At 58.0% G+C, this 25,051-nt stretch carries 19 protein-coding genes and 1 tRNA gene; 9 read left to right on the top strand and 11 right to left on the bottom strand.

The features are described from left to right. Nucleotides 1-6 precede the first annotated feature (6 nt). Together CHR62_RS02430 and CHR62_RS02425 are read left to right on the top strand one after the other, a co-directional pair. Nucleotides 7-801, top strand: coding sequence for a thymidylate synthase (locus CHR62_RS02430; protein WP_093969665.1), 795 nt, complete (start codon nucleotides 7-9; stop codon nucleotides 799-801). Nucleotides 802-837: 36 nt separating this feature from the next. Further along, a complete protein-coding gene (locus CHR62_RS02425; protein WP_123659946.1) occupies nucleotides 838-1,341 on the top strand; it encodes a dihydrofolate reductase in 504 nt (167 codons plus the stop codon). A gap of 80 nt (nucleotides 1,342-1,421) precedes the next feature. On the opposite strand, the gene gcvP is transcribed toward CHR62_RS02425, so the two are convergent. The 9 genes from gcvP to apbC all read right to left on the bottom strand — a co-directional run bounded on the left by gcvP (nucleotide 1,422) and on the right by apbC (nucleotide 16,543). Continuing rightward, nucleotides 1,422-4,319: an aminomethyl-transferring glycine dehydrogenase gene (gene gcvP / locus CHR62_RS02420; protein ID WP_123659893.1), complete on the bottom strand. Its 2,898-nt coding sequence runs from the start codon at nucleotides 4,317-4,319 to the stop codon at nucleotides 1,422-1,424. Between the two features lie 7 nt (nucleotides 4,320-4,326). Further along, a complete protein-coding gene (gene gcvH, locus CHR62_RS02415) occupies nucleotides 4,327-4,701 on the bottom strand; it encodes a glycine cleavage system protein GcvH (protein ID WP_093969667.1) in 375 nt (124 codons plus the stop codon). Nucleotides 4,702-4,786: 85 nt separating this feature from the next. After that, nucleotides 4,787-5,872, bottom strand: coding sequence for a glycine cleavage system aminomethyltransferase GcvT (gene gcvT, locus CHR62_RS02410; protein WP_123659892.1), 1,086 nt, complete (start codon nucleotides 5,870-5,872; stop codon nucleotides 4,787-4,789). Nucleotides 5,873-5,888: 16 nt separating this feature from the next. Beyond that, entirely contained in the window at nucleotides 5,889-7,151 is a 1,263-nt protein-coding gene (locus tag CHR62_RS02405; RefSeq protein ID WP_370318034.1) for an NAD(P)/FAD-dependent oxidoreductase, read from the bottom strand. Continuing rightward, entirely contained in the window at nucleotides 7,133-9,394 is a 2,262-nt protein-coding gene (locus CHR62_RS02400; RefSeq protein WP_093969669.1) for an arginine/lysine/ornithine decarboxylase, read from the bottom strand. Before CHR62_RS02400 ends, CHR62_RS02405 begins: the two co-directional genes overlap by 19 nt. Nucleotides 9,395-9,404: 10 nt before the next feature. Beyond that, complete coding sequence (gene dcd, locus CHR62_RS02395) at nucleotides 9,405-9,971, bottom strand: dCTP deaminase (protein WP_093969670.1); 567 nt, start codon at nucleotides 9,969-9,971, stop codon at nucleotides 9,405-9,407. A gap of 74 nt (nucleotides 9,972-10,045) precedes the next feature. Then, a complete protein-coding gene (locus tag CHR62_RS02390) occupies nucleotides 10,046-13,591 on the bottom strand; it encodes a translocation/assembly module TamB domain-containing protein (RefSeq protein WP_123659891.1) in 3,546 nt (1,181 codons plus the stop codon). 8 nt (nucleotides 13,592-13,599) lie between these two features. After that, nucleotides 13,600-15,372, bottom strand: coding sequence for an autotransporter assembly complex family protein (locus tag CHR62_RS02385; RefSeq protein WP_123659890.1), 1,773 nt, complete (start codon nucleotides 15,370-15,372; stop codon nucleotides 13,600-13,602). An 88-nt stretch (nucleotides 15,373-15,460) separates the two neighbouring features. Further along, nucleotides 15,461-16,543, bottom strand: a complete 1,083-nt coding sequence (gene apbC, locus CHR62_RS02380) for an iron-sulfur cluster carrier protein ApbC (protein ID WP_123659889.1) — start codon at nucleotides 16,541-16,543, stop codon at nucleotides 15,461-15,463. 106 nt (nucleotides 16,544-16,649) lie between these two features. Between apbC and CHR62_RS02375 the strand changes: the two genes are divergently transcribed. From CHR62_RS02375 to CHR62_RS02360, 4 genes are all read left to right on the top strand, one after another. After that, nucleotides 16,650-16,934, top strand: coding sequence for a hypothetical protein (locus tag CHR62_RS02375; RefSeq protein ID WP_123659888.1), 285 nt, complete (start codon nucleotides 16,650-16,652; stop codon nucleotides 16,932-16,934). A gap of 114 nt (nucleotides 16,935-17,048) precedes the next feature. Beyond that, on the top strand, nucleotides 17,049-19,121 hold the full coding sequence (metG, locus tag CHR62_RS02370) for a methionine--tRNA ligase (RefSeq protein WP_123659887.1): 2,073 nt from the start codon (nucleotides 17,049-17,051) through the stop codon (nucleotides 19,119-19,121). Continuing rightward, the gene (locus CHR62_RS02365; protein ID WP_123659886.1) at nucleotides 19,121-20,053 is read left to right on the top strand and encodes a cation diffusion facilitator family transporter; all 933 of its coding nucleotides are present in this window, start codon (nucleotides 19,121-19,123) and stop codon (nucleotides 20,051-20,053) included. The genes metG and CHR62_RS02365 overlap by 1 nt, the downstream gene beginning before the upstream one ends. Nucleotides 20,054-20,065: 12 nt before the next feature. Further along, nucleotides 20,066-21,535 (top strand): NAD-dependent succinate-semialdehyde dehydrogenase, encoded by a 1,470-nt coding sequence (locus tag CHR62_RS02360; protein ID WP_123659885.1) that lies wholly within the window; start codon nucleotides 20,066-20,068, stop codon nucleotides 21,533-21,535. Between the two features lie 67 nt (nucleotides 21,536-21,602). Here the strand turns inward: CHR62_RS02360 and CHR62_RS02355 are convergent. Continuing rightward, nucleotides 21,603-21,676 (bottom strand) — tRNA-Gly (locus CHR62_RS02355). Between the two features lie 36 nt (nucleotides 21,677-21,712). On the opposite strand from CHR62_RS02355, the gene trmB reads away from it, so the two are divergent. Both trmB and thiS read left to right on the top strand, forming a co-directional pair. Continuing rightward, the gene (gene trmB, locus CHR62_RS02350; RefSeq protein WP_370318028.1) at nucleotides 21,713-22,465 is read left to right on the top strand and encodes a tRNA (guanosine(46)-N7)-methyltransferase TrmB; all 753 of its coding nucleotides are present in this window, start codon (nucleotides 21,713-21,715) and stop codon (nucleotides 22,463-22,465) included. After that, on the top strand, nucleotides 22,462-22,662 hold the full coding sequence (thiS, locus tag CHR62_RS02345; protein WP_093969678.1) for a sulfur carrier protein ThiS: 201 nt from the start codon (nucleotides 22,462-22,464) through the stop codon (nucleotides 22,660-22,662). Before trmB ends, thiS begins: the two co-directional genes overlap by 4 nt. A gap of 31 nt (nucleotides 22,663-22,693) precedes the next feature. Here the strand turns inward: thiS and ffh are convergent, their stop codons facing one another. After that, nucleotides 22,694-24,106 (bottom strand): signal recognition particle protein, encoded by a 1,413-nt coding sequence (ffh, locus tag CHR62_RS02340; protein WP_123659883.1) that lies wholly within the window; start codon nucleotides 24,104-24,106, stop codon nucleotides 22,694-22,696. Between the two features lie 102 nt (nucleotides 24,107-24,208). Between ffh and CHR62_RS02335 the strand changes: the two genes are divergently transcribed. Next, a complete protein-coding gene (locus CHR62_RS02335) occupies nucleotides 24,209-25,051 on the top strand; it encodes an inner membrane protein YpjD (protein ID WP_123659882.1) in 843 nt (280 codons plus the stop codon).

Below are 25,051 nucleotides of genomic sequence, written 5' to 3'. Positions count from 1 at the left end.
CGCCCAATGAACCAGTACGAAACCTTCATGCACCACGTGTATACGCACGGGGTACAAAAAACCGACCGCACAGGCACGGGTACCCGATCGGTCTTCGGCTACCAGATGCGCTTCAATCTGGCCGAAGGTTTCCCGCTGGTTACGACAAAAAAGCTGCACACCAAAAGTATTTTTATTGAACTGCTTTGGTTTTTGCAGGGTGGGCGTAACGTGAATTGGCTAAAAGAGCGCGGCGTTAGCATTTGGGACGAGTGGGCACGCGAAGACGGCGACCTGGGCCCCGTTTACGGCGTGCAATGGCGATCCTGGCCCACCCCCGATGGCGGCCATATCGACCAAATCAGCCAGGTTGTCGAGCAAATCAAAAGCACCCCCGATTCGCGCCGGCTGATTGTGTCGGCCTGGAACGTCAGCGACATCCCCAACATGGCGCTCCCGCCATGTCATGCGTTCTTCCAGTTTTATGTGGCCGACGGCAAGCTGTCATGTCAGCTTTACCAACGCAGCGCCGATATTTTTCTGGGCGTGCCCTTTAATATTGCCAGCTACGCCCTACTCACCCATATGGTGGCGCAGCAGTGCGACCTTGAAGTGGGCGACTTCGTCTGGACAGGCGGCGACTGCCACCTGTACAGCAACCACTTCGAGCAAGTCGAAACCCAGCTTTCGCGCGAGCCGTTTCCGTACCCCAAGCTCAATATCAAACGTCGGCCGGCGACCTTGTTTGACTACGCCTATGAAGACTTCGAAGTGCTTGACTACCAGCACCACCCGCACATCAAGGCGCCGGTTGCCGTCTGACGGCAGGTTCGCAACACGTTTATGACATTGGCCGACATGCCCCAATTACCCCGTATCAAGTGCGTAGTTGCGTATTCGCGCAACCGCGTTATTGGCAAAGACAATACCCTGCCCTGGCATTTGCCGGCCGACCTGCAACACTTTAAAAAGAATACGCTGGGCCAGCCCATTATCATGGGGCGCAAAACCTGGCAATCGTTGGGCCGACCGCTACCCAAGCGACGCAATATTGTCATCAGCCGCGATGCAGCCTTTAACGCGCCGGGCGCCGAAGTTTTTACCTCGCTAGAACTAGCGCTGGCGGCCTGCAGCCACGAAGCCGATATTTGCATTATTGGCGGCGCACAAATATTTACCGATGCCCTGCCCTACATCGACGAAATTATTGCCACAGAGGTACATGCCGATATCGAAGGCGATGTTTACTTTCCAGAGCTGCCTACGGGGCAATGGCAAGAAACCGAGCGGTTACCCCAGCCTCCCGAAAACGGCTATACGTACGATTTTGTGACCTATAAACGCGTCGACCCTGCCCAGTAAGGCACTCGCAGCCCTGCGGTCTTGGCGCTCCAATACACCAAGGCCGCCCGGGCCGGCGTTCATTAAATTGCTATCGCGCGCTACTGCCCGGCCTGCCAGGGCGGGCAAGCACAAAACAGATTGCGGTCCCCGTAAACATTATCGACACGAGCCACAGGCGACCAATATTTGGACTGCCTGAGCGTTGCCAGCGGATACGCGGCCTGCTCGCGAGAATACGGTGCGCTCCAGGCATCTGACAGCAGCATCTGCGCGGTGTGAGGCGCGTTTTTAAGCATATTGTTTTCGGCGTCGAACTCACCCGATTCGATACGGGCAATTTCCGCGCGAATGGCGATCATGGCATCGATAAAGCGGTCAAGCTCGATCAGCCCTTCGGATTCGGTGGGTTCGATCATTAGCGTGCCGGGCACCGGGAAACTCATGGTCGGCGCATGAAAGCCGTAATCGACGAGCCGCTTGGCCACGTCTTCGACCTGAATGCCTGCGCTGTCTTTGAACGGGCGCAAATCGATAATGCATTCGTGGGCGACCCAGCCGCCTCGCCCCGAGTACAGAATTGGATAATAGTCGCGCAAACGCGCGGCAATGTAATTGGCATTTAGTATGGCCACGGCCGTGGCCTCACGCAGACCCTGCGCGCCCATCATGGCAATGTACAAATACGGTATGGGCAAAATGCCGGCCGACCCGTACGGCGCTGCCGACACTGGCCCGCAAGGGTCGGTGGGCGCAATACCCTGGGCGCCGGAAACGCCGGGCAAGTACGGGGCAAGGTGAGCCTTGACTGCTACGGGCCCAACACCCGGGCCACCGCCGCCATGCGGAATACAAAACGTTTTGTGCAGGTTCAGGTGCGATACGTCGGCGCCGAACAGACCCGGCTTGGCCACACCCACCATGGCGTTCATGTTGGCCCCATCGAGGTAAACCTGCCCGCCTGCCCCATGCACAATATTGCAAAGTTGCACGACTGACTCTTCGAATACGCCGTGTGTTGAAGGGTACGTGATCATGACTGCCGCCAAGGCATCGGCGGCCTGCGCCACCTTTTGCTCAAGATCGTGCATATCGATATTGCCATATTCGTCGGCCTGCACGACACGTACCTCGAAGCCTGCCATTTGCGCCGAGGCCGGATTGGTGCCATGAGCGGATGAGGGAATAAGGCAAATATTCCGGTGCCCCTGGCCACGCGCGCGATGCCAGGCCCGGATGGCCAGCAAGCCCGCGTACTCGCCCTGGGCGCCCGAATTGGGCTGCAGACTGATGGCGTCGTAACCGGTGATTTCACATAGCCAGGCCGACAGCCGTTCAATTAATTGCTGATAACCTTGAGCCTGCTCGAGCGGTACAAACGGGTGCAGCTGTGAAAAGGCCGTCCAGGTAATGGGGAGCATTTCGGCCGTCGCGTTCAGCTTCATGGTGCACGAACCCAGCGGGATCATCGTGCGATCGAGCGCCAGGTCTTTGTCGGCCAAGGCGCGCAAGTAGCGCAACATGTCGGTTTCGGACTTGATGGACGAAAACACCGGATGGGCAAGCACCGGTCGGGTACGCTGCAACGTTGCTGGGAATAACTGCGGCAACAGCACACCGACGGTCTGAGGCTTGAACGACCCCAGAAAGTCAGAGATCGTTTCATGAGCCTGCGCGGGTTCGGCCGAGACCTCGGCAAAGACCGCCAAAATATCTTGTACGTCAGTCAACTCGACAGTTTCGTCGAGCGAAATGGCAAGGCTGTCGGGACTCGGTTGCCTGAAGTTAATATGCCGGGCTTGCGCCGACTGCACTAAGGCCGAAGTTTGGCGACCTGTGGCAATGTGCAGCGTATCGAACTGGCTCGCATTAACCACGCGCCACCCCAAGGCCTCGAGTGTGCGCCGCAATAATGTCGTACTGGCCGCGACGTGCGTGGCGATCGACCGAAGGCCGTCAGGGCCATGCCACAAAGCATACATGCCCGCCATCACGGCCAACAGCACCTGGGCCGTACAAATATTTGACGTGGCCTTCTCGCGCCGGATGTGTTGTTCGCGCGTTTGAAGCGCCAGACGCAATGCCGGATTGCCTTGCGAATCGACAGACACCCCAACCAGACGCCCCGGCAAATGCCGGCGCAAGGCTTCGCGACAGGCCATGAAGGCGGCGTGCGGCCCGCCATACGCCATAGGCACACCGAAGCGCTGCGCCGAGCCGACAACGATGTCGGCGCCCCACTGCCCTGGCGGTGCCAACAACACCAGCGCCAATAAGTCGGTGGCAACCGCCACCGTGGTGCCCGCCTGATGCGCCTGGTTAACCAACCCGGCGTAATCGACGACCCCGCCCAAAGAGTGCGGGTATTGCAATAAAACACCAAAGCACTCGGGCAGGCCCTCGGCCTCGTCACCCACAGTGAGCTCGATACCCATAGCCTGCGCTCGCGTATGAAGCACCGCCAGCGTTTGCGGATGACAATGCACCGACGCGAAGAAACAACGGCTAGGGCCGGTGGCATTGCGCAGGGCCATACCCATAGCTTCGGCTGCCGCTGTTGCTTCATCAAGCAACGAGGCATTGGCGATGTCCATGGCGGTAAGGTCGGCCACCATGGTCTGAAAGTTAAGCAGCGCTTCGAGGCGCCCCTGAGAAATTTCGGGCTGGTAAGGCGTGTATGCCGTGTACCATGCCGGGCTCTCGAGGACGTTGCGTTGTATGACGGGTGGCGTATGCGTACCGTAATACCCCTGACCGATATAGCTGCGAAACAATGTGTTTTGCTTGGCCAGTTCAGCTACCTGTCGCAAGGCAGCCGCTTCGGTCAGCGGCTCGGGCAACGACAAACCGTAGTCGCGAATGCCCTGGGGTACGACTTTTTCGATGAGATCGTTAAGGCTCTCTGCCCCAACGACCGAAAGCATATGCACCTGTTCGGGCGCAGAAGGCCCAATATGACGGGCCGCAAAAGGGTTGAGGTTTTGGGCGCCGCGGTGCATAGGCTATTTACTCGTGGGCCTGCCGATAAGCTTCGGCGTCGAGAAGGCCGTCGAGATCGGCCGGATTGGCGGGGCGAATCTTGAATATCCAGGCCTCGTAGGCCGACGCGTTGATAAGTTCGGGCTGCCCTTCAAGCGCAGTATTGAACTCGACAATTTCACCGGCTACCGGCGCATAAATGTCGGACGCCGCTTTGACGGATTCGACCACGCCTGCAGTGTCTCCGGCCTTCAGTGTATTGCCCACCTTGAAGTCGCCGACGAACACCAGGTCGCCCAACTGGTCTTGGGCATTGTCGGTAATACCGACCGCCAGAACATCGCCATCGGCTTTAACCCATTCGTGCGACGCGGTGTATTTACGATCGTTTGGCAAATTCATTCAAACCTCTTTGTTCTGGAAAACTGTGTTCTGGAAAATAATAACAAGCATAGCGTAAGCAGGGCCAACTGCGTAGCTGGCGTTTTTACGCCCGCAACCGGACAAACGGCAGTTGGACAACCCGCGCAGACAACCACTTATCGCGCATTTCGACGTTGACGGCCTGACCGACAGAAACGCCCGCCGGCACCCGGGCCAACGCGATCGAATGCCCCAGCGTCGGCGACATGGTGCCGCTGGTGATTTCGCCATCGCCCAGCGGTGTTTGAACGGCCATCCCCGCCCGCATTACGCCACGTTCGAGCAGTTCAAGGCCGACGCGAACGCGATCTCTCGGGGCAATATCGAGCGCATCTCGACCCACGAATTCGCGGTCCGGATCAAGCAACGATACCGTCCAACCCAGACCGCACTCGTAGGGGTTGATGCTTTCATCCATGTCTTGCCCGTACAAATTAAGCGCGGCCTCTAGGCGCAAGGTATCGCGCGCGCCCAACCCACAGGGCTTTACCCCGGCGTCGAGTAGCGTTGCCCACAACTGGACAATCATGACCGATGGGCCGGTAACCTCGTAGCCGTCTTCACCGGTATAGCCGGTTCGCGCCACCAGGACGTCATCGGGCAAAACGGTTGAGCCAAAAGACGGCACAGCCGAAAGAACGTCAGCCCATTGGGGCCACGCCTGGTGCAGCATCGACCGCGCATCGGGACCTTGCAAAGCCAGCATGGACAAATCGGATCGCGGGATAACCTGCACGTTGAAGTGCTCTTCGTGGGCAACGCGATGCATCCAGTCAAGATCGGCGTCGGCGGTGGCCGCGTTTAAAACCGTGCGCCACGAGCCCTCGGCATGGCGATAAACGATCAGGTCATCGATGACGCCGCCCTCGGGGTTCAGCATGCAGCTGTACATGGCCTGCCCCGGACGCTGGACCCGAGCGGCATCGTTAGCCAACAACCGACGAAAAAACGGCAAACTGCCATCACCCTGAATGTCGACCGCCCGCATATGCGAGACATCGAACATACCGCAAGCACGACGTACCGCGTGATGCTCTTCAAGCTGCGACCCATAAGTCAGCGGCATCGACCATCCTGCGAAATCGACCATGCGCGCACCCGCGCTCAGGTGAGCGTTGTACAGCGCCGTTTGTTTTAAAACGTTTGTCATACCACCCCGCTCAAACCTATACCGGGCGCGCCGTTGCAATAAGCGCCCTGGCGCACGCCACTGCCGACGACCACGCCCATTGAAAGTTATAGCCGCCAAGCCAGCCGGTGACATCGACGGCCTCGCCAACGAAATAAAGCCCGGGCACCGCCTTGGCCTGCATGGACTTTTGATTCAGGCCCTGCGTGTCGACGCCGCCCTTCATGACCTCTGCCTTTTTATAACCAGCCGTGCCCGTGGGGGCAAGCACCCATTGATGCACGCGCTGGGAAAGGTCGCGCAAAAAGCGGTTTGACGCATCGGCCAAACGTATGGTGCCTGCCTGACCTTCGTACCCTGGCATATCGGCCAACCACTGCTCAGCCAGGCGGCGGGGCCACAACCCGGCCAGCACCGTTGATAGTTGCTGCTTGTTCCCCGGCCGTGCGTCGAGCAAAAGCTGCTCGATTGACTGACCGGGGGCAAGATCGATATGAATGGACTGGCCGGGTTGCCAATAGCTGGAAATTTGCAAAATAGCGGGGCCCGACAAACCACGATGGGTGAACAGCAAGTCTTCGACGAACTGGCCGCCGTCCCCTTTTCTCCCCGTCTGGCCACAGCTCACTTTAACTTCAAGCGCCACGCCGCTAAGGTCGGCAAACGGTTTCCATTGATCAGGGTCGAACAACAGGGGTACCAGCGCAGGCCTGGGCTCAACGACTTTAAGCCCAAACTGGCGCGCTATTTTCAAAGAAAAATCGGTCGACCCCAATTGCGGGATAGCCATGCCCCCGGTGGCCATGACCAACTGCCCGGCCCGGATGGTTCCACTGTCGGTGGACAACACAAAGCCGGCTGTATCTTGACCAATGTCGTGCACCGTGCAGGGCATGCGCCAGGCCACTCGGCCCGTGTCGCACTCGGCACGCAACATATCAATAATGGACTCACTGGAGTCATCGCAAAAAAGCTGACCCCGGTGCTTTTCGTGCCAGGCAATACGGTGGCTACGGACCAGTTTGAGGAAGTCTTCGGGGGTATAACCGGCAAGCGCCGAACGGCAAAAGTGCGGATTTTGTGAAATGAAATTGGCAGGGGTCGTGCCAATATTGGTGAAATTACACCGCCCCCCGCCCGAAATGCGGATTTTCTCGGCCAGGCGAGCCGCGTGATCAATGAGCACCACGCGCAAACCACCTTGACCGGCAACAGACGCTGCCATCATGCCGGCCGCACCGGCCCCCACAATGGCAACGTCGAAGTCAGCGCGCGACACGCTTAGTCTTCGCGCAAGCAGTCAACGTAGTAGCGAGGCTGACCGTCGGGGCCGACATCTTCGGCCAAACCATGCACATAAGTTTCGAAGCCCGGGAAACGGGAGTTAAATTCGCGGACAAACTGCAAATAATGAACAATGCGCGAATTGAACCGTTCGCCCGGAATGAGCAATGGAATGCCGGGAGGATAAGGCGTCAGCAACACGCCTGTTACGCGGCCTTCAAGCTCGTCGATCGAAACGCGCTCGACCTCGCGGTGGGCCATTTTGGCGTAGGCGTCAGACGGCTTCATGGCCGGCACCATGTCGCTGAGATACATTTCAGTCGTCAGGCGCGCGACGTCGTGATCACGATAGGCTTCATGAATTTGCTGACACAAATCGCGCAAGCCCATGCGCTCGTAGCGGCGATTTTCTTTGCAGAAGTCGGGCAAGATGCGCCACAGCGGATGATTGCGGTCGTAGTCATCTTTAAACTGCTGCAGCGCAGTCAGCAATGTGTTCCAGCGGCCTTTGGTAATGCCGATGGTAAACATGATGAAGAACGAATAAAGGCCGGTCTTTTCGATGACCACGCCGTGCTCGGCCAGGTACTTGGACACCAGCGCAGCCGGAATGCCCGTTGGCGCGAACGTGCCTGAAATATCGAGGCCGGGCGTAACAATAGTGGCCTTGATCGGGTCAAGCATATTGAAGCCCTTGGCCAGCGGGCCAAAGCCATGCCACTCGTCGTCGGCTTCAAGCATCCAGTCTTCGCGGCTACCAATGCCGTCGGGCACGAGGCGTTTGGGGCCCCACACTTTGAACCACCAATCGTTTTTGCCGAATTCGGATTCGACCTTGCGCATGGCGCGACGAAAATCGAGCGCCTCTTTGATGGACTCTTCGACCATGGCAGTACCGCCAGGGGGCTCCATCATGGCGGCGGCGACGTCGCACGACGCAATAATGGCGTATTGCGGCGAGGTCGACGTGTGCATGAGGTACGCCTCGTTGAACACGTTGCGGTCGAGTTTACGGTTCTCGGGCTCTTGCACTGTAATTTGCGAAGCCTGCGACAAACCCGCCAGCAGCTTGTGAATAGAGTGCGTGGCAAACACCATGGCATCTTTGCTGCGCGGCCGATCTTTACCAATGGCGTGCATGTCTTTGTAGTACTCGTGGAACGCCGCGTGCGGGATCCAGGCCTCGTCAAAGTGCAGGGTATCGACTTCGGAACCCAGCTTTTCTTTGATCATCTCGACGTTGTAGCTGACACCGTCGTAAGTACTTTGCGTGATGGTCATGATGCGCGGACGCTGGTTTTTAACGCCGCGCGCAAAAGGGTTGGCTTCGATTTTGGCCCGGATGGACTCGGGCTCGAATTCTTCGAGTGGAATGGGGCCAATAATGCCCAGGTGATTGCGGGTTGGCCGCAAAAACACCGGGATGGCGCCCGTCATGGTGATGGCGTGCAAAATTGATTTATGGCAATTGCGGTCGACCACAACGATGTCGTCGTTGGCCACGTTGGCATGCCACACAATTTTGTTCGACGTAGATGTGCCGTTGGTCACGAAAAAGCAGTGGTCGGCGTTAAAAATACGCGCCGCGTTGCGTTCGGACTCGGCGACCGGCCCGGTATGGTCGAGCAGCTGGCCCAGTTCGTCGACGGCATTACACACGTCGGCACGCAGCATGTTCTCGCCAAAAAACTGGTGAAACATTTGCCCGACGGGGCTTTTCAGAAACGCCACCCCGCCCGAGTGCCCCGGGCAGTGCCACGAATACGACCCGTCAGATGCATACTTGACCAGCTCGCGGAAAAACGGCGGCGCCAGGCCGTCGAGGTAGGCACGCGCCTCGCGAATGATGTGACGCGCCACGAATTCGGGCGTGTCTTCGAACATGTGAATGAAACCATGCAATTCGCGCAGAATATCGTTGGGAATATGCTGCGATGTGCGGGTTTCGCCGTACAAATAAATAGGGATATCTTCGTTGCGAAACCGCAGCTCGCCAATAAAAGAACGCAAGTTCTTGATGGCGTTGGCGACGTCTTCCGGAGAATCAACGTCGAATTCCTCATCGTCGATCGACAAAATAAATGCGCTGGCCCGGCTTTGCTGCTGAGCGAACGAGCTGAGGTCGCCGTAGCTGGTCACCCCAAGCACTTCGACCCCTTCAGCCTCGATTGCAGCGGCTAGCGCGCGAATACCCAGACCCGAAGCATTTTCGGAACGGTAATCCTCGTCGATGATGACGATGGGAAAACGGAATTTCATGCGCCTGCTCCTATGTGCGTGGCAATGTCACGCCCTGCTGACCCTGGTACTTGCCACCACGGTCACGGTACGAGGTTTCGCAAACCTCGTCGCTTTCAAAAAACAACATTTGTGCACAACCCTCGCCCGCGTAAATTTTGGCCGGCAAAGGTGTTGTGTTAGAAAATTCGAGTGTAACGTGCCCCTCCCACTCGGGTTCGAGCGGGGTCACGTTGACGATAATGCCGCAACGCGCATACGTGCTTTTGCCCAGGCAAACCGTCAGCACGCTGCGGGGAATACGAAAGTATTCGACCGTGCGCGCCAATGCGAATGAATTGGGCGGAATAATGCAGACATCGCCTTTGAAATCGACGAACGACTTCTCGTCGAACGCTTTCGGGTCGACAATAGTTGAGTTGATATTGGTAAATATCTTGAATTCGTCGGCGCAGCGCACATCGTAGCCGTAGCTGCTGGTGCCATAGCTGACGATTTTCCCGCCATTAACACTACGTACCTGGCCGGGCTCAAAGGGTTCGATCATGTGGTGCTCTTGCGCAACACGACGAATCCAGCGGTCACTTTTAATCGACATAGGGATCCCTTGTTTAATGGGCGTCTATTTTATAGCCAGCCCATGACAAATGCGCGGGCAAACAGACAAATGAATCAATCACGGGCGACGTAACGGTAAATAAGCGCCAAGCCGTTGACTGTACCGGCACTTAATTGGGCAGAAAGCCCTCGCGCAAGACGGTAACTGACCCGACCCACTGTACCCGTATCGGACAAGGCCTGCTCGAGGCTGACAGTGAAGCCGCTGGCCAAATGCTTGGCGGCCACCATGAACTGACGTTCGATATCACTAGTGCCGCTATCGAGCCCGCGCACCACCGACTCGGCAGGCAAGATGCTACCCACACTCCCCAATTCGCCAGAACGCATACTGACCTCGTCTATGCCAAATTTTCTGTAGAACGGCTCGCCATCCCCCAGAAACGACGTCCCGACAGAGAACAACAGTGCCGCATCGCCGCCCGAATCATCGGGGCCACGCCCCAGCAACAGCCACGACAGCTTCTGGACATCGGCCACTTCGGGATAAGAAATCAGATCGATGCGCGGGCGCCGCGCCGTGCCGCTGACCCGCACGCCAGCCTCAACGGCCACGCCAGTACGCAAGGCTTCGATGTTCAGGACGGGGCTGGCGATATCACCCTGGAATGTGATGGTACCGCGACGCAACTGCAACCGTTGACCATAAGCCTCTATGGCGCCGCCCCGCGTGCGCAGGGCGCCATAGGCCGAAAGCCTGCCATCGTCCATGATGATGCGCATTTCCCCGACCAAACCGGAGTCGACACCATAACCAGTAATGTAAAAACGCGGCCCAAGATCTACCGAAATATTCATCCCGATATTCATGGGCGCAGCCTTAGGCGGCGGTTTCCCCGCCCGCACAACCACAACATCGCTATCAAGGGTGGGCACGCTACTGAGCATGTCCAGATCAACCCAGCCCGCGTCAACCGTAATCTCGCCATTGATATCCAGCCGCTCAGAGGGGGCATCGACACCGATCTTGCCCGTCACCATGGCAAAGCGATCCGAACGCTGCAATATGGGATAACGATAGAGGTCGACCTCGATTTTACCGCCCTGGTCGCTTAAGTCCCAGTAACCCGTCAACGTCAGTTTGCCCCCCTGGGCATCCGGGTTCGCGCGGGTCCACTCTTCGGTCCGCCACTCTTTGGGAATGGCACGACGCCGTGCGGGGAACTCAAGACTGTCGAGCACAAAACGGTCGCCTTCCATATGGGCTTGCAATGTGCCCTCGACAAGCCTGACACCGTCATCAATACGCACAAAACGAATATCACTGCCGCTTACCGTGCCACTCGTCTGCCAACTGCCATCGGGGCGGCTGCGGGCCTGCACATCGGCGGTCAAACGGCCGCCGATGTCGGTGGCATCGCCAACAAACAGGCTTAACCAGCTCAAATCGGCTACGTCAGCGCTGACATTGACCGTTGTTGCATCGCTGGAACTGACATAAAAGCCGCCCTCGGGCGTCGTTCGCAGCAACGTATTGGCCTGAATCTGGGCACGCCCCATTTTGACGGTATCAACATTAATGTCTACGTCGATACGACTGGACCCATTTCCGTTGGGCCGAGCACGCAGGTCGGCCTGTAAAGTACGCAAACCCAGCGGAAACGGCGGGTCGCCCGGCACAATCATGTCGCCGCCCAGACGTCGCACCTGCGCGGCGCCCGAAAGCGCTCCTTCAAAAGCAAAATCCCAATTAAGCGCGTAGGTGATTTCGACCAGGTCATTACGATCGTCGACATCGAGAATGACGCGCCCGCGGTCGTCCCCGCCTGCGGGGCTTGCCGCGTCGATCATTGCCGTCACCTCATCAATGATCCGCTTCGAGAGCGTCAGGCGATTGATATCACCCCGGGTGGACCAACGGCCCGGCGAAAACAAAGTACGCGCGTGATCGATGACCACACTATTACGCGACGGCAGGGCCAGTTCGATTTTCGTTGCGCCAACGTCGAGCAGCCAAGCCGGCGCCTGAGCCGTCGGCACAACTTGCAGCGGTACCGGTGAGCGCGCATCGACCTTGACGCCGGCGTGCCCGATATCGAGCCGGGTAACACGGCCCGACCATGCTGACGGCAAATCGGGCCTCGCGGTATAGCCACCCTCGACCTGGGCATCGAGCACAACGGGCGCTTCTCCCAGGGTATTGCCGCCGGGCTGGTTTAAATCGTACTGCCCTTTAACAGTGAGATTGTGAGCAGCCATCGCCCCCGAAAGACGGGTCTCGACAGAAAGCCCGCCTGGTAGCCCAGGCCAGAAATCGGCCAATCGTGACGCGCTGAGTGCCAACTGCATTTGGGTGTCTGACCACCCCAGGCGCCCACTGCCCTTGAGCTGATGCGACCCGAGCCGAACATCGAGTTGCAGATTGTCGGCCCGAAACCCCGGGTCGTCAGGCGCCACGGGTGCGGTGTGCCTTATTGCCAAAGCCACGTCGGCTTTTAAGGGTTGACCGTTCCACCGCGAACCATCATCAACCTTCCATGTCAGGTCGGCGGCCTGCAACTGGGTTTTCTCTTTAAGCGTCGCCGCAAACGTCAGGCTGGATGACAACAGCGCCTCGGGCAACCCTGCCCCTGCCAGACCCGTCAGGTTCAATTGACGGACAGTCAGTTGCCCGTTTACCTGATCGGCATCGACACCGCTTTTCCAGTCAAGGTCGGCGTTGACCGATGCACCGTCGCTCAAACCCAGCTGCAGTCTGGCCGTGCGCAGCGGGAACGGCTCGCGCGGCGCCAACTGCGCGGCTGCGTCAAGTGTCATGTCCTGACCGCTGCCTTCCAGCTTGACAGACACTGCGTCAAGGGAACCTTCTGCCGTCGCTTTCAGATCTACCGCACAAAAGGTGCTGATGGCGTCAAGTTCGGTAGCCGGCTCGCCGCTGGACGGCGCTGACGCTGCCGCCTCCGTTTCCGTTGACTGCGGTAACCCCGGCAAAAAACGGCGCGCGCACAACAAGGAATCGGGCACGCTGCTTTTAGCATTGGTTTCTATGGCCAGCGAGAAAGGCCACGGGTCGGCCAGCGCCAACAACCTAAATTCGCCAGTAACATCGGCGTCGATATCTTGCTGGCCCAGCAACACCCGACGAAACACCAGCTGCGCATCTTGCGCGTTCAACGCCAGCGAGGCTTCGAGATTTTTAACGCGGGCCAGCACGGGTTCACCATTGAGCGATACATTCAGTTCGCCCAGCGCAATGCGGTCAAGCGCCAGGGTGACGGGAATCGCCGGCAACGCAAACGGCTGATCTTCGGGCGGCGGCTCGTCGCTTTCAAGTACATCGAGCGACAACCGTCCGGCAGAGATATTTTGCGCATGCAGACGGCGGTCACGCAATGCCGGCCAATCAACAACCAGGTTGACGTCGGCCAGCCCGATTTTTACCGCTGGCGTATCGACCTCGAGTTCGCCGACGCGAAGACCTGCCCAAATGGTGCCGTCGATTTGCGCAACCCGGCCACCGGCCAGACCGACACCTGTTTCAAGCGCCCAACGCGACCCCGGCGATGAGGCCACGACCCAATACACGAACCCCGCCAAAATGGCGACAAGCAAAACCAGAACCGGCCCCAGCCAGAACAGAAAACGACGAAGTCGACGCATTGGCCCGCTCAAAATGCCACGCTCAGGGAAAAATGCAGTTTCAGGCGACGATCGCGCTGACCATAGGCCAAGTCGATCGCAAATGGCCCAGCAGGCGTGCGCAATACCGCACCCAAACCATAGCCATAGTACATATTCATGTCGCGGAACGATGGCGCTGCATCGCCCGCATCAAAAAATGCCCGCATACCCCACTGCTCGGTAAAGAAATGCATGTACTCAATACTGGCCCAAGCCAAGGCGGGCGCGCCAATAATGGCATCGCCCCGCGGGATACCAATACTGTTGTACCCATAACCACGAATAGTTCGCGCCCCGCCGGTGCGAAACCCGAAATCTTCAGGCAAACGTTCGGTTTGTGACCAGACCTTACCCACTTCGGCACGCACGGTAAACACGTCGCGACGCCCAACCGGCCACCATTGCTGACCGCGCAGACTGGTTTTATAGAACGGTTCGCCACGATCGAGCGTTACGCCGGCACCCAAGCTAAGATCAATCAGATTGCCGTCGCGCGGGTCGTACTTGTCGTTGACGTCGCGGCGCAGCCATTGCCAGCCTGCCACCATTGTTGGGACGCGATACGATTCGGCCCCCGCAATTTTGGTTTCGTCTTGGGCGGCCACCAAGCTCCATTGCGTTTCGTACTCGACTCGACTATTACCGGCCGCTTTACGCGTTTGATTACGCCGCCACCCCAAACCATAACGGGAGGTGTCCAGGCCTTCGATGTCGGAATGACTCGCCAGCACACCAAAACTGTCGGTATAACCGCTCGTGTCGGGTGGCAAATGCACATCGAAAAATAAACGCTGACGGTTTTTATCGACGCCCAGCCCGGTTTCAATCCAAACCGGCTGACCGAACACCACATTCTGGCGATAAAGGCCTTCGACACGGGCACCGTTATCGGTATCAAAACCCAGTGATGCCGTATACACGCGCGGCGGCGCCTCGGTCACCCGAACAACTACCGGCATTTCTACGTCGCCATCGGGAAGCTGGATACGCTGGTCTGCGCTGGTGTCCATGACGACAAAAGCGCCCCGAAAAAAAGCGGTTGACTGCAAGGCCTGCTGCCACTCGTCGAGTTTGTCCTGATCGTAGGCGTCACCCGGGGCATAACGGACGTAACGGTCGATAAGCTTGGGCGGCACACGCTTCAAGCCGATTAACGTCAACTCGCCCATCCGCACACGCGGGCCGCTATCGACCTCAACATCGAGATCGGCCCGAGCCTCTTCCGCCAAAACAGTGGCTTGAGACCGAACCATGCGGGCCAGCAAAAAGTCTTTGCGGCTTACTTCGGTAATCAGGTCAGACTTGGCCTTGCTCCACGACTCGTTGATAAACGGCATCCCCTCGTCGAGCGGCCACTCTTCTTCCAGTAAACGCACACGACCCGCGAACTCGGGCTCGGCGATTTTACCGGAGAAGCGAATATCGACCTGCCCAACCTGGGCGCGTGGCCCTGGGTCTATTGTGATTTCCCAGGTTTCACCGGCGTAGTCTTGCCCGACAACCAGATCGACCTTAGACGCAAAATAGCCCTGAGTCTCGAGTGCCGACAGCGTCGCGTCTCGTGCGCGACGACGCAACCGCGAGACCTCGCCGCCATCTTGGTCTTCGGCCAGACGCGTGATGGCGTCGATAGCCCCCATAATCGATTGCAACGCTTCGGGCGGCACCACGCCAGGGTCGATAATAACTTCGGGTTTGGCGGCCCACGCCAGTTGCGTACCAGCCAGGCCCAATGCAAGCAGCAGGCGTCGGGCCGACATAACCACCCCACCAGACTTTGCCCGAGCCAGGCCAGACCGATTCGAACCCCGATTACCCGCGTAAAACACCCGCAACGACATGGGTAACTTAGTTCTGGACGACGACAGACGGCATCTTGGCCGCCATATCTTTGGGCAACGCTGCCACCAGCATCGCTACCCTGTGCGCAATACGCTGATACTCGGCCGCGGCGTCGCTTTGCGGGTCGGCCACAACGGTAGGCGTACCCGCATCGGTTTGAGACCGGATACTCATGGCCAAAGGCAAAGACCCTAACCAGGGCAAATTAAACTCGGCCGCCAGATGCTGACCGCCGTGCTCGCCGAAAATCGGTTCGGCGTGACCGCAGTTTGAACAAATATGCATAGCCATATTTTCGACGATGCCCAAAACGGGAACGTCGACTTTACGAAACATTTGTAACCCTTTGCGAGCATCAGCCAGTGCCAGGTCTTGCGGCGTAGTGACGATAACCGCCGCGGTGAGCGGCACTTTTTGGGACAAGGTCAGCGCGATATCGCCGGTACCCGGCGGCATGTCGATAATCAGGTAATCGAGGTCGCCCCAATTAGTTTGACGCAACAACTGCTCAAGGGCCTGACTGACCATTGGACCGCGCCAAATAGCAGGTGCGTCAGGGTCGATAAGAAACCCGATGGAATTGGCCTCGATGCCGTGCCCTACCAGCGGCTCCATGGTTTTGTTGTCGCGACTTTCGGGCTTGCCCGACAAGCCCAACATGATGGGAACACTAGGGCCGTAGATATCGGCGTCGAGCAAGCCTACCTTGGCCCCTTGCGCCCGCAAGGCCAACGCCAGGTTGACCGACGTCGTGCTTTTGCCCACGCCCCCTTTACCCGAAGCCACGGCAATAATATTGCGCACATTAGACAAGGGTTTAAGGCCGCGCTGCACCGCGTGGGTTTCGACCGCCAGCGAGCAATCGAGGCGATCGAGCGACAACCCGGCCTCGGTCAAAACGGTTTCAATTGATTGCCGAAGTGCATCGACCCCATTGAAAACCGGGTAGCCTAACGCCAGATTAAGCTTAAGAACCGATCCGTCGATGACGATCTCACTTTTTTTTACGATTGGGCCCAGTTTTTTTTGCGTGTTCGGGTCAACAACGTCAGACAATAGTGTCTGGATTTGCTCTACGGTAAAGCTCATGGTGTGGCCTTGCAGGTATTGTTTTCAGCTAAAGTCAAAGCATAGCGGATTGCCGTGATTCTTGGGGACTGGAACTTTTCCCCGCAAAAATGTCATACTTGATCATATGAATACATTCACTCAAATTCTTCGCGGCCTGCTGTTCTTTGTACTTGCCATTTTTGGCATGGCCATGGCGTTTATTTTCATGGTATCCACCGCCATTGCCATTGGCATTTTGTACATTGTGGCCAAAATCAAAGGCAGGCCCTTTGGCGCCCGCGCCTACTGGGAGGCACGCCAGCGTGCGGCCGCCGCCAGTGCCGGCCGGTATCGACCCGGTGCAGCCAAACAGGCTTCACGCTTTAACAAAAACGACGTCGTCGACGTTGAAATGCGCGAAATCCGCTAGTTACCCCAACCAGGCCGGCTTGTGCCGGCGCTGCGGGGTTACGCCCCGAACACCACGGCAGACGATTCATTACAATAGAGACTTCGTTTCTATTGTTGATAAATACGCCTGCCCATGTCGCGCACCCTATTCGTTACCACAGCACTTCCCTACGCCAACGGCTCATTCCATATCGGCCACATCATGGAGTATATCCAGGCCGACATTTGGGTGCGCACCATGCGAATGGCGGGCCACACCGTACACTTTGTCGGGGCCGACGATGCCCACGGCGCGCCCATCATGCTCAAGGCCCAGGCCGAAGGCATCACGCCGCAGGCGCTGGTACAGCGCTACGCGAACGAACGCCCTCAATACCTGAATGGCTTTCATATCCAGTTCGACCACTGGCACTCAACCGATTCGCCCGAAAACGTCGAACTGTCGCAAAGTATTTATAAAGCGCTTAAAGCCCAGGGCCTGATCAGTACCCGCCAAATCGAACAGTTTTATGACCCGGTCAAGGGCATGTTCCTGCCCGACCGCTACATCAAGGGCGAATGCCCCAAATGTCACGCCGCCGACCAATATGGCGACTCGTGCGAATCGTGCGGCGCGGTGTATGCACCCACCGACCTGATCAAGCCCTATTCAACGCTGACTAAGGCTACGCCCGTACTCAAAAGCTCCGAGCACTACTTCTTTAATTTGTCCGACCCACGTTGCGTGGCGTTTTTGCAAGAGTGGACGACCGGCACCAACACGCGCGGCCAAAAGCGCCTGCAAAGCGAAATTCTGGCCAAAACCCGCGAATGGTTGGGTTCTGGCGAGGCCGACAGCGAGGCCAACCTGGCCGACTGGGATATTTCCCGCGATGCGCCATATTTTGGTATTGAAATTCCCGACGCACCGGGCAAGTACTTCTATGTCTGGCTCGACGCACCCATTGGCTACCTGGCGTCGCTGAAAGCCTATTGCGCCAAGCAGGGCCTTGACTACGATGCGCTTGTCGCACCCGACAGCGCTACCGAGCAGGTTCACTTCATTGGTAAAGACATCGTTTACTTCCACGCGCTGTTCTGGCCCGCCACCTTGCAGTTTTCAGGGCGCAAGGTGCCCGACCAATTACATGTACACGGTTTCATTACCGTCAGCGGCGAAAAAATGTCGAAAAGCCGCGGCACCGGCATTTCTCCCCTGCGTTACCTCGAATTGGGTATGAACGCCGAATGGATGCGCTATTACATCGCGGCCAAACTGAACGCACGAGTCGAAGACCTCGACTTCAACCCTGATGACTTCATCGCACGGGTCAACAGCGACCTGGTCGGCAAATACGTCAATATTGCCAGCCGCGCCGCCAATTTCATCAGCAAATATTTTGATGGCCAATTGGGCTACGTGGGCGATACATCGGGCCTGACCAACGACATCACCGAAGTGGTCACCGCCGTTCAGGCCGACCTTGAAGCCCGGGAGTACGGCCGTGCTGTGCGTACCGCCATGGCTTATGCCGATCGCCTGAACCAGGCCTTCGATACTGCGCAGCCTTGGGTACTGGCCAAGGGCATTGCCCAAGCGTCCGACGAACAAAAAGCACAACTGCAGGACATCTGCTCGCGTGCTTTGGCCGGCTTCAAGGCCTTGTCGGTAATGTTAAGCCCCATTTTGCCCGTACTTACCGCGCGCGTGGCCCAAGAGCTGTTTGCCGATGCCGACCACTACCAGTGGGCCGACGCTACCCAGCTGCCGTCCAAAATCAATGCCTTCAAACACCTCATGCAGCGCGTCGAGCCCCAGATGCTCGAAGACCTGTTCGAGCCCCCGGTAGTAGAAGCTCCCAAACCCGGCGGCGAAGCCATTGCAGACACCATCGACTTCAAAGATTTCGCAAAAATCGACCTGCGTATTGCCCGTATTGTCGAATGCACAGAAGTCGACGGCTCAGACAAACTACTGCGGCTCATGCTCGACGTTGGCGAAGGCCGCCACCGCCAGATTTTCTCTGGCATCAAGGCCGCCTACAAGCCAGAAGACCTGGTCGGCAAGCTCACCGTTGTCGTGGCCAACCTGGCCCCGCGCAAAATGCGGTTTGGCGTGTCTGAAGGCATGGTGCTGGCAGCCAGTCACGCCGACGAAGGCACAAACCCCGGTATTTATATTCTTGAACCCGTTGCCGGCGCAGAACCCGGCATGCGCATCAGTTAATGGATAAACATACAGACGACCCACCACACACGTCACGATATGCCCAGGGGCAATTCAGCACCTGGGTCAGTGTGGTGGTCAATGTTGTTTTAACCGTTGCGCAAGCCGTCATCGGCGTCTTTGCCCAGTCACAAGCGCTGGTGGCCGACGCCGTGCACTCGCTGTCCGACCTGCTCTCTGACTTTGTTGTACTGGTAGCCAACAAACAGGGGCAAAAAGCGCCTGACGCCGACCACCACTACGGCCATCTGCGCTTCGAGACAGCAGCGTCTTTAATACTTGGCGTACTGCTCCTGATCGTCGGCATTGGTATGCTCTGGGCAGCATTTAGCAAGCTGCAAGACCCGACACTCATCCCACAAGTTCATTGGGCTGCGCTAGTGGCAGGCGTTCTGACGCTGGCCTGCAAAGAGTGGCTGTTCCGCTATTTGCTCAGGGTGGGCGAACGCGTGCGCTCCAGTATGTTGATTGCCAACGCCTGGCATGCCCGCTCCGATGCAGCCTCGTCGCTCGTGGTTGTCGTGGGCATTGGCGCCAACATGCTGGGCTTCCCTATGGCAGACCCCCTTGCGGCGCTTATCGTCGGGCTTATGGTCGGGCGCATGGGTTGGCGGTTTTTTCATAACGCCTTCAGCGACCTGATGGACCGCGCCGTCGACAACGATACCGAAGACCGTATCCGAGCACACCTGTTGTCCACGCCCGGCGTCCAAGGGGTTCACGACCTGAAAACCCGAAAATTGGGTGACATGATCTGGGTCGAAGTCGACCTTGAAATGGATGCGACACTCACTATCGCCCAAGGCCACGACATCGCTGTCGAGGCGCGCCGTCGAGTCATCGAGAACGAACCCGTACTCGATGTCATGACACACTTCGACCCGGTCGACATCACCACCCGCGCCCAGGCTACCCCTAACCCACCTTCCTGAACGGAGCTGCTCATGACCACTGCCGCCACATTCCAGTTGCAAGACCCCACCCTGTTGCACACCCAATGTTATGTCGATGGTCAGTGGCGCGATGCAAACAATGGCAAAACGCTGGCTGTCATTAACCCTGCCAATGGCCAAGTACTTGCGCATGTTCCTGAGGCCGGCACCGACGAAACCCGGCAGGCGATAGACGCCGCCCAGAGCGCCTTACCTGCCTGGCGCGCCCTGACGGCAGCCGAACGCGCACGATATCTGCGACGCTGGTACGAACTGATGCTAGAACACAAGGCCGATCTAGCGCGCATCATGACGCTGGAACAAGGCAAACCGCTGGCCGAAGCCATCGGCGAAATCGGGTATGCGGCCTCGTTTATTGAATGGTTTGCCGAGGAAGGCAAGCGTGCCTACGGCGAGGTCATTCCAGCGCCGGCACCCAACGCACGTTACGTGGTGGTCAAGCAGCCGGTCGGCGTATGCGCCGCCATTACCCCCTGGAACTTTCCATCGGCCATGATTACGCGCAAGGCCGCGCCGGCATTGGCCGCAGGATGCACACTGGTACTGAAACCGGCCGAACTTACGCCTTTATCGGCCCTGGCTTTGGCCGAACTGGCAGAACGCGCCGGCATCCCGGCAGGGGTGTTCAATATTGTGACCGGCGATGCCAAAGCCATTGGTGCAGAACTCTGCCGCAACCCGATTGTGCGAAAACTATCGTTTACAGGCTCTACCCCGGTAGGCAAGCTGCTGATGGAGCAGTGCGCGCCGACGCTTAAAAAATTGTCGCTTGAGTTGGGCGGCAATGCACCATTCATTGTCTTCGACGACGCCGACATCGACGCTGCCGTCAAGGGCGCCATGGCCGCCAAATACCGTAATACCGGCCAAACCTGCATCTGCGTCAATCGCTTTCTGGTGCAGTCGGGCGTTTACGAGCGCTTCGTCGAAAAGCTGACCTCAGCCACCCAAACGCTCAAAGTGGGCAACGGTCTGGAAGAAGACGTCGTTCAAGGCCCGCTAATCAACGATGCCGCTGTGCAAAAAGTAGAGCGACTTATTGCAGACGCCGCCCATAAAGGCGCGCAAATCCACACCGGGGGCAAACGTCGCAGTGCCGACACCCTATGGTTCGAGCCCACCGTGCTTGCCAACCTGACGCCAGACATGGACATTGCCCGCCAAGAAATCTTTGGCCCGGTCTCCGCCGTATTCCGCTTCGATACCGAAGAGCAAGCCATTGCCATGGCCCACGATACCGAATACGGCCTGGCCGCGTATTTTTACACGCGCGACATCGGACGGGCCTGGCGGGTGGGCGAAGCACTTGAATACGGCATGGTGGGCATCAACACCGGCGCCATTTCATCTGAAGTTGCCCCGTTTGGCGGCATCAAGCACTCGGGCCTGGGCCGCGAAGGCTCGCGCCACGGGCTGGACGAATACCTGGAACTTAAATATATGGCGATGGGTGGGCTGTAAAAGCAAAAAAGCCAACCGTTTTAGGGTTGGCTTTTTGCGTGAAACCACAGACGGCTTCGAAAAATTCTGGAGCGGGTGATGGGAATCGAACCCACGACGGAAGCTTGGGAAGCTTCAGTTTTACCATTAAACTACACCCGCGGCGCACGCATTATAGCGCCAAGTATAATGGCGCGCATGACCAGCACGCCTAATTCCAACCTCATGTCCGACACCCCCAATAGCCCTGCCTCCGATAGCGCCGATACCGAAGCGCTGCGCACCGGCCATATCCGAAGCTTCGTGCATCGCCGCAGCCACATTACGCCCAGCCAGCAGGCGGCTATCGATGTGCTAATGCCCAAGTGGTCATTGCCCTATAAAAACACGCTGTTAAATGTCGAACAGACGTTTGGGCGCTCGGGTCCCCTTATTTTAGAAATTGGCTTTGGCATGGGCGAAACCACTGCAAGAATTGCAGCGGCACGGCCCGATGACAACTTTCTGGGCGTTGAAGTTTTTAATGCCGGAGTTGGCGCGCTGTTAAAGCGTATCGATGAAAACGGGCTGCAAAATATTCGCATTATTCAGCACGATGCCGTCGAGGTCGTACGCGACATGATCGCTCCCGACAGCCTGGCTGGCGTGCATGTTTACTTTCCCGACCCCTGGCCCAAAAAGCGGCACCATAAACGCCGTTTGCTGCAGCCCCCATTTGTACAGCTGCTGGCCAGCCGCATTGCGCCGGGCGGCTATTTTCACTGCGCTACCGACTGGGAAAACTATGCCGAACAAATGCTCGAGGTCTTGAGCGGCGAGCCCTTGCTGCAAAACACCTGCACAGACTACGCGCCCCGGCCCGACTACCGCCCGCAAACCAAATTCGAAACCCGAGGCCTGCGTTTAGGCCACGGCGTCTGGGACTTGATCTTTACACGCAAACCGTCATGAACATCACACTGAACGGCCAGCCCAAAGCGCTGGACCAGGTGGCGACTGTGGCCGACCTGATTCGTTATCTGGGTTACGAAGGCAAACGTATTGCCGTAGAACGCAACGGTGACATCGTGCCCAAAAGCCAACACGGCCAGCAAGCGCTGGCCGAGGGTGATGAAATTGAAATTGTGGTGGCTGTAGGCGGCGGCTAACCCCCCGCCCCACACCCTGAACGCCAAAGGCTTAACGGAACGGGAAACCGCCCTTGCCCAGGCCCTTCAGGCCGCCCATGGCCCGCATCATTTTGGCCATGCCGCCCTTCTTCATTTGCTTCATCATGCCCTGCATTTGGTCGAACTGGGCCAGCAGCCTGTTGACCTCTTGCACCGACACACCCGAGCCCGCCGCAATGCGGCGCTTGCGCGACGCCTTGAGCAATTCGGGCTTGGCGCGTTCGGCCGGCGTCATGGAATTAAGAATGCCCTCGGTACGACGCAGTTGCTTTTCGGCCTGACCACTTTGCAACTGACTGGCCGCCTGCGCAAACTGGGCGGGCAACTTTTCGAGCATCGACCCCATATCGCCCATTTTCTTGACCTGCTGCAACTGGTCGCGAAAATCGTTCAGATCGAATTTGTCGCCCGACTTAAGTTTGGTGGCCAGCTTCTGGGCTTCGGCAATATCGATGTTTTTTTGCGCTTGCTCTACCAGAGAAACGATATCGCCCATGCCCAGGACGCGTTGGGCCATGCGTTCGGGGTGGAAGGGTTCAAGGCCGTCAAGCTTTTCAGACACCCCGACAAACTTGAGCGACTTACCGGTGACATGACGTACCGACAATGCCGCACCGCCGCGCGCATCGCCATCGAGCTTGGTGAGCACGACCCCGGTAAGCGGCAGGGCATCGCCAAACGCCTTGGCCACATTGACCGCATCTTGACCCTGCATGGCGTCGACCACAAACAGGGTTTCGATGGGGTTGAGCAAATCGTAGAGCGCGCGGATTTCGCGCATCATGTCTTCGTCGATACCCAGGCGACCGGCAGTATCAACAATAAGTATGTCGTAATGATGACGCTTGGCGTGATCGAGCGCAGCACGCGCTATGTCTTCGGGCTTTTGCGAACCATCGGACGGGAAAAAGTCGACCCCGACCTGGGCGGCTACGGTTTTCAGCTGATCGATAGCCGCGGGACGATAGACGTCGGCACTGACAACCAGCGTTTTCTTTTTACCCGATTTTTTACCCTTGGCCGTATGCCCGCCTTCGGACAGCCACTTGGCCAACTTACCCGTGGTGGTTGTTTTACCCGCACCCTGCAAACCAGCCATGAGAATGACGGCGGGCGGCTGGGTCGCCAGCGATAACTCGCTGGCGAATTCGCCATCGGACCCGCCCATCAAGCCGGTGAGTTCTTTATGCACTACCCCGACCAGAGCCTGCCCTGGGTTAAGGCTGTCGGCTACCTCGGTGCCCAGCGCCTGTTCTTTGACGCGGGCGATGAAATCGCGCACCACAGGCAGAGCAACGTCGGCCTCGAGCAAGGCCATGCGCACTTCGCGCAGCATATCTTGCGTGTTGGCTTCGGTTAAACGCGCTTCGCCCTTGATGGTTTTAACAACACGGGAAAGACGCTGGGTAAGATTTTCTAGCATGACGATGGATTCGCTGAAACTGGTTTAGTATCGTGGGATACCGTCTAAAATGATGGCTTTAGGGCATTATGCCCCAGGCCATCAACGAACAACGCAGGATGTATGTCTGAAGGCATTGTATTTCACACCTTGGCCGCACTGGCCTACGCCGCTTTAGCCCTATTGGTTTGGCGCCCCCTGCGGCACGGCCGGATACCTACCAACACCAGCGCAGCCGCCAAAGGTTGCCTGCTGGGCGCACTGGTACTGCACGGCGTTGCGCTTTACCAAGCCGTATTACCGGCCACCGGGCTTTACTTGGGCTGGGCGCTGGCGCTATCGGCCGCCATATGGCTGGGCATGCTAATTTTCTGGCTTGAAAGCCTGGTGCTCAGTCTTAACGGCTTGCTGCTTATTTTACTCCCCGGCAGCGCCCTGGTCAGCGCACTGGCCGCCCTCTTCCCCACCGGGCACCTGGTTGCGCACGCCCACAACGAACTTCTGCGGCTTCACCTGCTCATTGCGCTTATGGCCTATGGCCTGGTCACTGTCGCTGCCCTACAAAGCATTTTAATGGCTGCGCTCGATCGCTATCTGCACCGCCCGGCCGAGCAATCACAACACGCGCCCTGGTTTACCCACGCGCTCGATGTCATGCCGCCATTGCTGGTACAAGAGCGCTTGCTGTTCCGGCTGATCTGGATCAGCTTCATTGCCCTGACGCTCACGCTTATTACTGGCTCGCTGGTGTCGCTTAACCTGGCCGGCCCAGCGTTTCCGATAGACCACAAAACCATTTTTACGCTGCTGTCATGGCTGACCTTTGCCGTCTTGCTGGCGGGGCGCTATGTCCGCGGCTGGCGCGGTCGGCTGGCCTTGCGCTGGACACTCACCGGCTTTGCATTTGTGCTGCTGGCCTACACAGGCAGCCGGTTCGTCATCGACGTCATTCTTCAACGGGGCTAA

This window comes from Pusillimonas sp. NJUB218, from assembly GCF_003788685.1.
In the GTDB taxonomy this organism is placed as follows: Bacteria; Pseudomonadota; Gammaproteobacteria; order Burkholderiales; family Burkholderiaceae_B; genus Neopusillimonas.
This window is presented reverse-complemented; position numbering and strand designations above follow the sequence as displayed.